11 protein-coding genes are annotated in these 14,051 nt (G+C 51.4%); 8 read left to right on the top strand and 3 right to left on the bottom strand.

What is annotated here, in order from left to right; genetic code table 11:
* Positions 1–15 precede the first annotated feature (15 nt).
* From B5D63_RS12005 to eboC, 5 genes are all read left to right on the top strand, one after another.
* Positions 16–1,788, top strand: a complete 1,773-nt coding sequence (locus B5D63_RS12005) for a RagB/SusD family nutrient uptake outer membrane protein (protein ID WP_078669044.1) — start codon at positions 16–18, stop codon at positions 1,786–1,788.
* Positions 1,789–1,929: 141 nt separating this feature from the next.
* Positions 1,930–3,441 carry an FG-GAP repeat domain-containing protein gene (locus B5D63_RS12000; RefSeq protein ID WP_078669043.1) on the top strand — a complete coding sequence of 504 codons (1,512 nt, stop codon included), beginning with the start codon at positions 1,930–1,932 and terminating at the stop codon, positions 3,439–3,441.
* A 397-nt stretch (positions 3,442–3,838) separates the two neighbouring features.
* On the top strand, positions 3,839–4,726 hold the full coding sequence (locus B5D63_RS11995) for an EboA domain-containing protein (RefSeq protein WP_235021520.1): 888 nt from the start codon (positions 3,839–3,841) through the stop codon (positions 4,724–4,726).
* 11 nt (positions 4,727–4,737) lie between these two features.
* A complete protein-coding gene (locus tag B5D63_RS11990; protein WP_078669042.1) occupies positions 4,738–5,724 on the top strand; it encodes a TatD family hydrolase in 987 nt (328 codons plus the stop codon).
* A gap of 53 nt (positions 5,725–5,777) precedes the next feature.
* Entirely contained in the window at positions 5,778–6,698 is a 921-nt protein-coding gene (gene eboC, locus B5D63_RS11985; RefSeq protein ID WP_235021519.1) for a UbiA-like protein EboC, read from the top strand.
* Positions 6,699–6,732: 34 nt separating this feature from the next.
* Here eboC and B5D63_RS11980 read toward each other — a convergent pair whose 3' ends face one another.
* From B5D63_RS11980 to B5D63_RS11970, 3 genes are all read right to left on the bottom strand, one after another.
* On the bottom strand, positions 6,733–7,371 hold the full coding sequence (locus tag B5D63_RS11980) for a response regulator (protein ID WP_078669041.1): 639 nt from the start codon (positions 7,369–7,371) through the stop codon (positions 6,733–6,735).
* 18 nt (positions 7,372–7,389) lie between these two features.
* Positions 7,390–9,369 carry a tetratricopeptide repeat-containing sensor histidine kinase gene (locus tag B5D63_RS11975; protein ID WP_078669040.1) on the bottom strand — a complete coding sequence of 660 codons (1,980 nt, stop codon included), beginning with the start codon at positions 9,367–9,369 and terminating at the stop codon, positions 7,390–7,392.
* 110 nt (positions 9,370–9,479) lie between these two features.
* Positions 9,480–9,686, bottom strand: a complete 207-nt coding sequence (locus B5D63_RS11970; RefSeq protein WP_078669039.1) for a hypothetical protein — start codon at positions 9,684–9,686, stop codon at positions 9,480–9,482.
* A 223-nt stretch (positions 9,687–9,909) separates the two neighbouring features.
* On the opposite strand from B5D63_RS11970, the gene B5D63_RS11965 reads away from it, so the two are divergent.
* The 3 genes from B5D63_RS11965 to B5D63_RS11955 are packed head-to-tail and all read left to right on the top strand — an operon-like array spanning position 9,910 to position 13,699.
* On the top strand, positions 9,910–11,067 hold the full coding sequence (locus tag B5D63_RS11965; protein WP_078669038.1) for a 3-dehydroquinate synthase: 1,158 nt from the start codon (positions 9,910–9,912) through the stop codon (positions 11,065–11,067).
* A complete protein-coding gene (gene eboE, locus B5D63_RS11960; RefSeq protein ID WP_078669037.1) occupies positions 11,064–12,281 on the top strand; it encodes a metabolite traffic protein EboE in 1,218 nt (405 codons plus the stop codon). Before B5D63_RS11965 ends, eboE begins: the two co-directional genes overlap by 4 nt.
* 53 nt (positions 12,282–12,334) lie before the next feature.
* Complete coding sequence (locus B5D63_RS11955) at positions 12,335–13,699, top strand: alkaline phosphatase family protein (RefSeq protein WP_078669036.1); 1,365 nt, start codon at positions 12,335–12,337, stop codon at positions 13,697–13,699.
* The last annotated feature ends 352 nt before the right edge of the window (positions 13,700–14,051 follow it).

Here is a 14,051-nt window from a genome sequence, read left to right as displayed (position 1 = left end):
GTTAAACTGAGAAAAATGAAAACATTAAGGTATACAAGTGGAATATTGCTGGTAGCGGCGCTGCTCAGCAGTGGCTGCGGAAAAAACTTCCTCGAAAAGCCGCCCTATAGTTCATTGTCGGAAGAGATTGTGGCCAACAAGGATGGGGTGAATTATCTGCTGGTAGGCGCCTATGCAGCGCTCGATGGTGGCGGTAATCCCATTGGTGCGCTCGGCGGCGGTAATCCCTGGGAGGCTGCGGCCACCAACTGGGTATATGGCAGTGTGGCCGGTGGCGACGCTCACAAAGGCAGTGAAGGAACTGACCAGACCCCTATCAATGAAATTGCCATCTGGCAACCGAACGTGTCCAACTCTTTCTTCAACACTAAATGGAGAGCGGTGTATGAAGGCGTTGCCCGTTGTAATAACACCCTGAGACTGATGGCGCAGGCCAAAGATATGTCTGATGCGGATAGAACAAAGGTACAGGCGGAAGCACGGTTTCTCAGAGGGCATTATTACTTTGAACTGAAGAAAATGTTCAATAACGTGCCCTATGTCACTGAAGCGACCGTTGATCCGTTGGTACCCAACGATGTGGATATCTGGCCTAATATCGAAGCTGACTTTAAGTATGCCCAGGCGAATCTGCCGCCTACACAACCACAGGTAGCCCGCGCCAACAAATGGGCGGCGCAGATATATCTGGCGAAAACCTATCTCTATCAGAAAAAGTATGCAGAAGCCCTGCCGCTCTTCAAAGACGCCATCACCAACGGTGTAACGTCCAATGGCCTCAAATACAAACTGACCGATAACTTCGAGGATAACTTCGACGCGTCCAAAAAGAACAATTCGGAGTCTGTATTTGCCATCCAGATGTCTGCGAACGATGGTACCAACGGCATCGGTAACGCTAACATGGGCGAAATGCTGAACTTCCCCGCCAACTTCAAATGCTGTGGTTTCTACCAGCCGTCTTTCGATCTGGTGAACTCCTACCGGGTAGATGCCAATGGACTGCCTTACCTGGACGATTACAACCAGCATGCGGTGAAATCCGATATGGGTATCAGGGCCACCCAGCCGTTCACCCCCGATGCCGGACCGGTTGACCCTCGCCTGGACTGGACTGTAGGCCGCCGCGGTGTACCTTATCATGACTGGGGTTACTTCGCGGGTTCCTCCTGGATCCGTGATCAGACCCAACGTTATGCCGGTCCGTATGCCACTAAAAAAATGGTATACTGGAATTATAACAAGGACAAATACATGGACAATAACTCCTGGGCGCCCGGCAGCGCGATCAATGTACTGCTGATCCGCTTCTCCGACGTGCTGCTGATGGCCGCGGAATGTGCTGCCGAAACCGGCGACCTCGGAACAGCGCTCACCTATGTAAATACGGTGCGCGGCCGTATGAAAGACCATCCGGAAGGCTGGGTGCATGATTACAAAGACCCGGCTAATCCTATCCAGGGCTTCGATCCCAACAAACCACTGCCTTATTATAAGATAGGTTTATACACCGCTTTTGGTGACGTAAACTTCGCCCGTAAAGCGATCCGCTTTGAGCGGAAGCTGGAACTGGCAATGGAAGGGCACCGCTTCTTCGATATTTCCCGCTGGGGCATTGCTGACCAGGTGATGAATGCTTATTTCGCCTTTGAAAGCGCCATTACCGACGATGTGAAAGGCGGTCACTTTACAAAAGGCAGAAATGAATACTTCCCTGTTCCCCAACGCCAGATTGACCTGACGCTGAAGAACGGTCAACCGGTATTGAAACAGAATACAGGATACTAACATACAATACGAGTGACGAATAACGTATCAGGGGCTCCCATCCAGGGGGCCCCTGACGCGTAAATGGTAATTCAAAATTTGTAATTCATCTTTTATATTTATTTTATACTTCGTAATTCGTAACGCTTCATGTGTCATTCAATGAGATCCGTTTTTTCCACGTCAGGTATCGTATCAATCGGTCTTGCCCTGCTTAACAGTTGTTTTGCCCCGTCGGCCAGGGAGAAGGGGAAGACGCTGGCCGACAAATACTGTACTTCCTGTCATCTGCCTGTGGATCCTGCCATGCTGGATAAAGAAACGTGGACAAAACATGTATTGCCGGCTATGGCGCCCAAACTGGGTATCCGGGTATGGTCCGGCGATCAGTATTATCCTGTGGAAGGGCAGCGGCAGCCCGGGCAGATATCTTTTCAGGAGTGGGTGGAACTGGTAAAATATTATGAACAGCAGGCGCCGGTGAAGTTGGAACCGGCAAAACCACCGGTACCGCTGCTGCACGATTGGTTCGGATTCTCCATTAAACGTCCGGTAGGAGATTCGTCCGGTGTGGCGGGAACCACCATGGTTTCCTTTGATACCGCCGCAGCACGCATTTTTACCAGCGATACCTATACCAGTACCCTCGACGCCTGGGATAGTTCCCTGCGTAAAAAACACGCGTGGAAACTGCCTTCCCCGGTCGTAAATATCCTGTACGCCCGGGACAATGGAAAATCATCACCTGCTATCATCACCCAGATCGGTAATATGAGGGCCGTGGATGAACCGTCGGGCATTATAAGCAGACTCAACATTAACGATCCGCGCAGCAAACAGACTGATCTCATGCCTTTCCTGAAGCGCCCCGTGCAAACGCTGCAGGCGGACTTTGATAAAGACAGTCTTGTTGACCTGTTGGTTTGCGCCTTCGGGCATAACCAGGGCGGATTGTACTGGCTGAAACAATTGCCCGATCACCGTTACGAACAAAAGGCCATCACAGAAGTGCCGGGTGCCATACAGGCCGCAGTGGGAGATTTCAACGGCGACGGATGGCCGGACGCGATGGTGCTTTTCGCAGCGGCAGACGAAGGTATCTGGTTGTATGAAAACGACCGGAAGGGTGGTTTTAAATCAACCAACCTGCTGCGGTTCCCGCCGCTCAATGGTTCTACGAGCTTTCAGCTGGTAGATTTTAACGGAGATGGTCAACTCGACATACTATATACCTGCGGAGATAATGCAGATTTTTCGATGGTGCTTAAACCTTTTCACGGTTTGTATGTCTATAGGAACGAAGGTAACAACAGCTACCGCCAGGCATGGTTTTATCCCGTGAATGGCTGTACAAAGGCTGTAGCAGCGGATTTTAACCTCGATGGCATAACAGATATTGCGGCGATTGCTTTTTTCGCAGACATGAAAAATAATCCTGCAGAAAAATTTATTTTGTTTGAAGGAAAGGACCATCGGCTGAACTTCACGCCCCATGCGCCTCCTGTGGAAAAGGAAGGGCGCTGGATTTGTATGGACGTAAACGATATGGATGGTGATGGTGATCAGGATATCATACTAGGAAACTATGGAAAGGGATTTAATATACTGGATGGATATACGCCTGATTGGAAGGAATATCAACCCTTTATAGTGCTGGAGAATAAACGGAAGTAAAAAACGGTAACGTAAAAATCGATGGTTTATTTGGAGAAGAAGTAGAATAATATGTATATTACAGCCGGTAAATATTTCCACGAACGGGTACTTACATGTGTCGGGTCACACTGCAAATAAATGCATTAATTGTTACGGATGTAACGTACCTTTGCTCTTTCAATTCAGTTCATTATAACAAAGAGATATTTTCATGGTGCTATCGCCGGGCAGCATGTATAAAGATATCCTGATGCATAATCAGGTTTTAGAATGGCGGAAGGAGAGGCAGCAATGCCTCTCTTTTATTTTAATAACCACCTATCAAATATTAGCCCTGTAATACGGAAAATCTGCACAATCCTGTTTATTTTTAATCAGAAATCAGTGTTCACCTATTCTAAACAGGAATCTTCAAGTGGCGCAATATGTATATGACAGGCAGAAAATGAGCGAAGGGCTGACCGCCATTATTGCCGGCAATAGTAGTGAGGCAGCCAGAGAATGGCTACAGCAGCGGCTGGAGAAAGCCGCTTCCATACCGCAGTTTAACCAAACCTTTACCGCGATTCCCAGATTCACCGGAAAAAATATGATCACTGTATCCCCTGAACAGGCTGCAGTGTTGCATCAGCTGGTGCCCGGATTCTTCGTACACGGGTGGACGTTAGACCGCCTGATAAGGGTGTGGTGGTTGCTGCAGCTGGATGCTGCCGATAAAACCGCCTACCTGGATACCGTGGAAAAGCTGTTCCTGTCGGCCGAAATGAACGAACTGGCAGCGCTTTACAGCGCCCTGCCGTTGCTCGCCTACCCGGAAGCATGGATATTTCGTACAGCCGAAGGCGTTCGGTCCAATATCGGGGTGGTACAGGAAGCCATTATGCTGCAGAATCCCTATCCGGCCCGCTACCTGGACGAGCCCGCCTGGAACCAGCTGGTGATGAAAGCCATTTTTACGGATAAGCCGCTGCATCTTATTTCCGGCCTCGATCAGCGCAGTAATGCTGCATTGGCGGCTATCCTGACGGACTTCGCACACGAACGGTGGGCCGCCGGCAGAAAAGTATCGCCTATGCAATGGCGGCTGCTGACTGCTTTTGTAACGGATGATAATATGGCCGATCTTACCCGCGTCTGGCACTCCGCCGACCAGGTGGAAAAAGCCGCCGCCGCCCTCGTATTTTCCGGGACATCTTATGGACCGGCTAAAACACTGCTGGCGTCAGACCCGGCGCTGACCGCTGAAATACAAAGTGGCGCCCTCTCCTGGGACGTCATCGCTGCTAAATTAACCCGGAACTAAATCTGAAAATTATGTGTGGTATTCATGAACTGACTGAAAAAGACCTCCAACCGCTGACTTTTACGCCGGCTTATCTCGATAAAATAAAAGGCATGCGCTTTTTTGACCCGCATGTGCATATGACCTCCCGTACGACCGACGACTACCAGGCGATGGCCGATGCAGGCGTGGTAGCCCTCATTGAACCGGCTTTCTGGCTGGGACAACCCCGTACCGGGATAGATACCTTCCGCGATTATTTCAATAGCCTCCTCGGCTGGGAACGTTTTCGCGCGTCTCAGTTCGGTATTAAACATTATTGTACCATCGGCCTCAATTCCAAGGAAGCCAACAACGAAGCGCTGGCGGAAGCGGTGATGGAAATAATGCCACAGTTTATCTATAAAGAAGGCGTAGTAGGCGTCGGCGAAATCGGCTTCGACGACCAGACACCCCTGGAGGAAAAATACTATCGCGCCCAGCTGGAACTGGCTAAGGAAGCCGGTCTGCCGGTACAGATACACACTCCCCACCGTGACAAGAAAAAAGGTACGCAGCGCAGCATGGACATCGCCATCGAGCATGGCCTGCCGCCTCACATGGTAATTGTAGACCACAACAACGAAGAAACCGTGAAAGAAGTGCTGGACCGTGGCTTCTGGGCGGCCTTCACCATCTACCCCTTTACCAAAATGGGCAATGAAAGAATGGTGGAAGTGGTAAAACAATACGGCAGCGAAAGAATTATGGTCAATTCAGCGGCCGACTGGGGCATCAGCGATCCGCTCGCTGTGCCGAAGACAGCAGCCCTGATGCACGAAAGTGGTATTGACTTGAATGACATTCATTTGGTAACTTACGTAAATGCTGTAAAGGCGTTTGCGCAGAGCGGTCAGATAAATGAAGCGGATTTTGACATTGCCGGAAATATTGACCAAAGTGAGAAATTTAATGGAAGCACCGTTTTACGCGGAGGCCAGCAGCCAAGAATCAATAAAAATACAACCATCATCCGGTAAAAGCCTGGCAGTTTCGTTACTGCTGGCAATGAACCATGAAAACCTGTTATTCGGTGAGTTATATTGTTAGCAAAGTAATCGGATACCTGCGCCTGATGCGCCCGGCCAATATTGTCACCGCTATTGCGGATATCCTGGCGGGCGTGGCCATTTCCGGCTATTTCCTGAAAGTGACCTTTGAAACGCTGACACTGGACCAGACCCTTCCCGTGGTATGCCTGTGTCTTGCCACTGCCGGCCTTTACGGCGGCGGCGTAGTATTCAATGACGTTTTTGACGCTGAGCTGGACAGTACAGAACGGCCGGAAAGGCCCATCCCCAGCGGTGTTATTTCGCTGACCCAGGCTATCATCCTGGGCAGTTACCTGCTGCTCGTCGGTGTCCTCGCGGCCTTTTCAGTGGGAGGTGTCAACGGCCTCACCGGCTGGCTGGCCATCGCCACCGGAATAGCTGCACTCGTATATGATAAATGGGGAAAACACCACCGTTTCCTGGGCCCCGTGAATATGGGCCTGTGTCGTGGTCTCAATCTCCTCCTCGGTATTTCCATCGTGCCGGGAGCTGTCGCCACATGGTGGTGGGTGGGCCTGGTACCTATCCTCTACATTGCAGCGGTGACCAACATCAGCCGGGGAGAAGTGTATGGAGGCACCGCCAACAGCATCCGCATTACAGCCGTCTGTTATGCCATCGTATTGCTGACCATCGGCACCGTGGCCATCTTCCACCACAACGGCTGGAAAGTGCTACCCTTCCTGCTTTTGTTCGCCTGGATGATTTTTAAACCACTGCGCAACGCCTGGAAAAACCCGGCCGGACCTAATATCGGAAAGGCAGTGAAAGCCGGTATAGTAGCGCTGATCGTCATGAATGCCTCCTGGGTGGCGGCGTTCGATGCACTCAGCTATGCACTGGCGGTACTGCTGCTACTGCCCATCTCTATGTCGCTGGGTAAAGCTTTTGCTGTTACCTGAGCCGCCCACTCGTCAGGGACATGCTGATTCGTTATCAATCTACCAGCCCCCTTTTGATCGCTTCCTTCACCAGCCCGGCAGTGTTCTTCACGGCCAGCTTCTGCGTGAGGTTAAGCCGGTGGGTTTCTACGGTACGGAGACTGATAAATAGTTTCTCTGCTATCTGTTGATTGGAATGTTCTTCCGCGATCAGTTGTAAAATCTCTTTCTCCCTGCGGGTAAGCGGAATCTCATAACCGGAAGACCGTTGCCCCGTCAGCATTTCATGGAGTAACTGCTGTTTGATGCCGGCATCCAGGAACTGCTCTCCGTTGTATACCTGCTCTATAGCGGCTACCAGTGCTTCCTGGTCGGTGTTTTTCAGCAGGTAGCCGCTGGCGCCATTGCGCAGCATCTGCTTGATATAATGCGATTCCATGAAGTTGGTAAGCGCAATGATTTTGATGTCCGGGTGATTTTTATGCACCAGTTTGCACAGTTCCAGTCCGTCAATATCAGGCATTTGTATGTCTAACAACAGGACATCGGGTTGTGCGGCGGGTAATGCTTCCATCAGTGTGGTGGCTGCATTGCTTTCATATACGATCGTAATGTGCGGATAAGGCGCCAGCATGGCTTTTAAACCATTGATGACCAACAGATGATCGTCTGTAATGGCTAATTTTATCTTCATAAAGAGTAATTGGGGCAGCTATCCTATTTCTGCCAGTTGCATAATCGCGATATTAAATTCTATATAAGCGGTAGTCCCTTGTCCGTTCGCGGCCGCAATCTCCAGGTTGCCGTTCAGCGCCCTGATCCTCGATTGCAGGCTGTTGAGTCCCATGCCGGGCTGTGTCTCCTGTATTTCCTGCATCCCGATACCGTTGTCTTCCACAGTAATGGTCAGCAGCTGGTCCTGCCGGGTGAGCTGCACAAGCGCTTCGGTGGCCTGGGAATGTTTGATGATATTATTGACCAGTTCCTGCACGATCCGGTATACAGACAGTTCAAAGTTGGCTTTGAAGCGGCCAATGTTATCCGGCGCATAACACGAAATAGCCAAATGTTTTGAATGGCTAACGTTGCGGCAATAAAAGCGGACCGCTTCTGCCAGTCCCATTCTGGCCAGTAGTTCCGGCATCAGGTTATGGGCTGTTTTACGCACCTCACCGATGGCGTCGTCCAGCATGCCCATGGCATGACTGAAACTGGTGTCTGTCTTTAAAGAGGGGCGATCGTGTTTCAGGGCGCCGAAATGCATTTTTACGGCAGACAGTAATCCGCCTACACCATCATGCAGATCTTTCGACAGCCGGGTGCGTTCCTTTTCTTCGCCCTGTATCATGGCTTCCAGCACCTGTACCGTTTTCTCCGCTTCCATGGTATGCAACTGCTGTTCCTGCAGATGATGGCGGTGCCTTAACCGCTGCCAGATGACGATCACCAGCGCCAGCAGCGCCACGGCAAAAATGAGGAAGACGAAAATCCATCTGTTCTTTTGTTGTAACTGCAGGTCCTTACGGGCCAGTTGCAGTTCTTTGGCCGTGAGCTCACGGTCTTTTTTCTCTGACTGGTATTGCATTTCCAGCAGCGCCACATTGTTGCGGGCGGCTTCGCCGGAGAGCGAATCGTTGAGCTCTTCAAATTGTTCGCGCAGGGCGAAAGCCTGCTCATAATGCCCCAGGGTGGCCTTCAGGTTGGAAGCCACCAGATACCCCCATCTCAGCTCGTTGGTGGCTTTGTACCGGCGAGCCATCGTGATGGCCTGCTCCACGTAAGACAATGCTTCGCTGTATCTTTTGAGGTTAAATAACTCCCGGCTATAACCCAGGTAGATATAGGTCAGCAGTTCCTGATCGGGGTACTTGCCGGACAGCTCCAGCGACCGGGTATAGTACTGGTAGGCCTGCGGCCTTTTGTCCTGTTCAAAATACAGGTTGCCCAGGTTCACGTACGCTTTCAGCACATAGGCGCTGTCGTCCAGCCCCCGTCCAACTTCCAGCGATTTTAAGTAATACTGTTCGCTTTCCTGGTAGCGTTTCTGGACTAACATGCAGGAACCCATCGTGATCAGGGAGGAGGTGGTGCGGCGCTGGTTGCCGATGGAGATCCCGTTGTGGTAAGCCTTTTCGGCATATTGAAATGCTTTGTTGTAGTCTTTCAGTACAATAAAAACAGTCGCCAGATTGTTGTTCATCAGACCGGAGAAAAGGCTGTCTTTAGTGGCGTCGGACAATTTGAGGGCTTCGAGGTAACGGCTGGCCGCCGCCGTAAAATGGCCCAGCTGGTGATGTTCATTGCCGCTGAAGCTGAGCGCACGCATCAGGCTGACGGTATCCCGGAGGGCTGCATAGATCTTTACCGCATTGTCTACCATGAACAACGATTCTTCATACCGGCCCTGCATGTCCTGTATGAACATATAGTAACAGGCGAAATCGGCTACGCCTTTGGCATAACCAAGCTGCCGGCTTAACCGGAGGGCTTCTTTGAAAATTCCATCCGCCTTCTGTATGCTGTCCGGCATGTAACTCATGGCGTAAGCAATCAGGGTATTTACCCGGCCGGTATCAGCTTTTTGGTGCTGCAGTACCCTGAAAAGGCTGTCCTGCGCTGCTGTATTGAAAGCCCGGGCAGATGAGCAAAGCCCGGCCATCAGACAGACAGCAAACAATATTTTTTTAAACATCGCTTAATGCGCTTACCTGTTAACAATCAGATCTATTATGTGCAACAAGAGAAGTATGAAAACTATCCGAGTTACAGGGCTAACAACATTGGGGGGCTTCCGCCGGAAATCTATCCAAACAAACAAAATATGTTGGCCAGCAACAAGCCCGGAGGCGGTTGCATCGAAAGGTAAATATCTTCATTTCCCCGGTCATACACAACAGGTAGCTGGATGAGCGGAAACAGCAGCTGACCGTATTTACCCCTGTACGGCATGGCAGCGGCCTGCTGGTAAGGTTTTGCCGTGGCAGCGGGCGACTCCGTAGAAATACGCAATTTTTAAAATAATGGTTTGTACCGTTAAATACGCCCTTGAAAGCGGGTTTCTTTGCAACCAGTAATGAACCATTTCTCTATTGCATACCGATAACAACAAACAGGTAGAACCCCAAAAAAGGCTCCGTTCCCGGAGCCTTATTCTTTATGGAAATATCTCATTTTTATGTGTACTTTTAAAGGCTATTGAATTTTTTAAGATTGATGCAAGCGGAACTAAGCCATGGAGTACATTCAACAACAATTCGACGTTAACTTTTCTTTCAGGGTCTTTTTTTCAGGAAATTTATTTGATCCGACCAACACCTGTTTGTCAGCCTTCCTCGAGTCTAAAGCGGATGCAGCGTTTCAAAAGAAATTACTGGTGGTCCTCGACGGAGGCGTAGCTGCCAGTCACCCCGGCCTCGCCGAAAAGATTTCCCGCTACCTGATGCAGGTGCGCGGCTTCCGGCTGGCACCGGAAATGATTACGCTCACCGGCGGAGAAAGTGTGAAAAACGACCTGTCACAGCTGTTCTCCCTGGTGGATGCCATCGATCAGCATGGTATCGACCGCCATTCCTATGTAATCGGCATCGGTGGCGGGTCCCTGCTGGACCTTGTCGGTTTTGCGGCCGCTATCTCCCACAGGGGCGTGAAACACATCCGTATCCCTACCACCGTATTATCACAAAATGATTCCGGCGTAGGGGTGAAAAACGGGATCAATTACAAAGGCAAGAAAAACTTCCTCGGCTCATTCGCCCCACCGGCAGCCGTGTTTAATGACAGCACTTTCCTGACTACGCTGGACGGGCGCGACTGGCGCTCCGGCATGGTGGAAGCGGTGAAAGTGGCGCTTATCCGCGACGCGCCCTTCTTTGAATGGATGGAGAAAAAAGCGGAAGCCCTTACCAACGGCGATATGCCGGCCATGGAAGAACTGATCTGCCGTTGTGCCGCATTGCATATGGCCCATATCGGTGGTGGCGGCGATCCGTTTGAAAGCGGCTCCGCCCGCCCGCTGGACTTCGGCCACTGGAGCGCACACAAGCTGGAACAGCTCACAGCGTTCTCCCTGCGGCACGGAGAAGCAGTATCTATCGGTATTGCACTCGATAGCGTGTATTCCTTCCTGTTAGGATGGATCGACGAAGCGGCGATGCTCCGTATTATCCATGTGCTCAAAGCTATGCAGCTGCCCATCTGGCACCCGCTGCTGCAAAAGCAGGATAACGAACCATCTCCGGTGATTGCCGGCCTGGAGGAGTTCCGCGAGCATCTCGGCGGACAGCTCACGATCTCCTTGTTGCGGGCTATCGGAAGAGGCGCGGAAATACATCATATAGACCTGGATATGCTGTACAAGGCAGCAGACATCTGCCAAAAACTACAGTCATGAAAACAGCATACGGACATCTGACCTATTGTACCAATATTCATCCCGGAGAGAAATGGGAAGACCATTTTGCACAGCTCCGGAAATATATACCCGCCGTTAAGCAACAGGTGGCGCCGGACCAGCCCTTTGGCATCGGCCTGCGCCTGGCGAATACTGCCAGCCTGGAGCTGACAAAGGAAGAAAACCTGCAGGCTTTCAAAGCGTGGCTGCAACAGGAGAACTGTTACGTATTTACGATGAATGGTTTCCCCTATGGCGGTTTTCACCATACCGTGGTGAAAGACCAGGTGCACGCGCCCGACTGGACACAAGCTGACAGAGTAGCGTATACTATCCGCCTGTTTCGCCTGCTGGCGGCGTTGCTGCCGGAGGGAATGGAAGGCGGTATCTCCACTTCTCCCTTATCCTACAAGTACTGGTGCAACCGCTGTGAAGAAGAAAAGAATTCCTTCACCGAAAGCGCCACCCTGAATATGCTGCTGGTGGTGGAACAGCTGGCCCGCATCCATCGTGGCGGCGGCCCGCTGATGCACCTCGATGTGGAACCCGAGCCGGATGGCCTGCTGGAAGATACCGCCGAATATATCGGCTGGTATATGGGGGCCCTGCTGCCGGCCGGTATCCCGTTTATCATGGACAAGCTGCGGGTGGACGAAGCCGAAGCAGCCGCCATCATCAAAAACCACGTGCAGCTTTGTTATGATGTTTGTCACTTCGCGCTGGAATATGAAGCGCCGGAGCGGGTGCTGGAGCAGCTGCGGCAATACGGCCTTAAAGTGGGTAAACTGCAAATCAGCGCCGCGCTGAAGGCCGACCTGCCTGCGGATGCAGATCAACGTAAAAAAGTGATCGACGCCTTCCGCCAGTTCAACGAGCCTGTGTACCTGCACCAGGTGATCGGCAGAAAGGCCGACGGCGCCCTGGTACGCTACCCCGACCTGCCACAGGCTTTGGAAGACGCGGACAACCCGGCCGTAATGGAATGGCGCTCTCATTTCCATGTACCGCTGTTTGCCGAAAGTTATGAGGTACTGCGTTCCACACAACCGGATATTGTGAGGGTGTTGGAATTACAACGGCAACAACCGTTCACCGCGCATATGGAGGCGGAAACCTATACCTGGGACGTGCTGCCGCCAGGCCTGAAAGAAGAAATGGCGGCGTCTGTGTCGAGAGAGCTTAACTGGATCAAAAAAGTCATCGCAAATTCGTAATTCCTAATTGTTTTAATAGCTTTATACCGGAAAAAGAAACGTTGGTTGTATCTATGAGAAAAACAGTCGTATTAGATGTTGTAGGACTATCTTCCTCCTTGCTGGAACATATGCCTTTTCTGAAAGCATATGCGGAGCAAAGGCATGTGGCTACTGTAGCCCCTATGTTACCGGCCGTCACCACGTCGGTGCAGAGTACCTATCTGACCGGTAAGTGGCCCAGCGAACATGGTATCGTAGGGAATGGATGGTATGATCGTACCGACTGTGAGATCAAATTCTGGAAACAGTCCAACAGGCTGGTGGAGGCATCCAAGATATGGGACAAGGCCCGCCGCCTGGACCCTTCTTTTACCGTGGCACAAATGTGCTGGTGGTACAACATGTACGCCAATGTGGACTACTCCCTGACGCCCCGTCCCAATTACCTGTCAGACGGCCGTAAGATCCCCGACTGCTATACTACTCCGGATACACTGCGCGATTACCTGACGCAGGAACTGGGGCCTTTCCCGTTGTTCAACTACTGGGGGCCTACTGCCAATATCAGGTCTTCCCAATGGATTGCCGACGCTACTATCCTGACAGACAAGCGTTATGATCCCACGCTGACCTTTATTTACCTGCCGCATCTCGACTACTGTCTGCAGAAATTCGGGCAGGACCCGGCAGGCATTGCCAAAGAGCTGCAGGAGATCGATGGCGTGTGCCGGCAGCTGATCACCCATTACCAGCAGAAAGGTTGCGACCCGATCGTTTTGTCGGAGTATGGTATCACCAATGTGAGTCATCCGGTGCATATCAACCGGGTGCTGCGCGAAGCAGGGCTGATTGCCGTGCGTGTGGAGAGGGGGCTGGAACTGCTGGATGCCGGCGCTTCCAAAGCTTTTGCCGTATCAGATCACCAGATAGCGCATATTTACGTCAACGACCCCTCCTGTTACAAGCAGGTGCGCGATCTCGTTCAAAAAGTGCCCGGCGTAGAGCTGGTGCTGGACCGGGAAGGGAAACGGCAGCACCATTTGCACCATGAACGCAGCGGCGACCTGGTGCTGGTGGCCGATGCCAACAGCTGGTTTACCTACTACTACTGGCTGGATGATAATAAGGCGCCCGATTTTGCCCGTATTGTGGACATTCACCGTAAACCGGGATATGACCCGGTGGAGATGTTTATGAATCCTGCCGACCCGCTGATCAAGCTGAAAGCCGCCGCCAAGCTGCTGAAGAAAAAGCTCGGGTTCCGGTACCTGATGAACGTGATCCCGCTGGATGCCACGCTGATCAAGGGTTCGCATGGCCGCCTGGAGGAAAACCCGGCCAATCACGCTGTGGTGATCAGCAAACAACCCTTCCGGCAAAACCAGCTGCAGGCGATCGACGTGTATGAGGTAATATGGAACCAGTTGGTGAACTAAATTCCCTCTGTAAGTATAAATGTGACAAGACACTGAACTGTAGCCTGTTACCATTCAGCAGCAGGCTACAGGGGCCGTTACCCCCGGTGATATTCCACCCGCACCGGACAGCCGTCATCCAAACGACGGTAGCCGCACCGGGACGCAAATCGTATTAAAATCTGGTTAATTCCCTGCTTCTGCACGCTTTTGACGCGTTATTTTCTGCAATTAATTCGTTATTTTTATAAGGCAGTTTCATCTCTATTTACAGCAAACACCCATTCCACACTTGGCATATTTTTATGCCTGTTTGTGGTGAGATTCTAATTGTGGTATCCGTTCAAAAACGGGAATATAAACTATGTTTAAA

The organism is Chitinophaga eiseniae, from assembly GCF_900167135.1.
Taxonomy (GTDB): Bacteria; Bacteroidota; Bacteroidia; order Chitinophagales; family Chitinophagaceae; genus Chitinophaga; species Chitinophaga eiseniae.
Note: the sequence above shows the minus strand (reverse complement) of the source record. Positions and strands in the feature narration are given on the sequence as shown.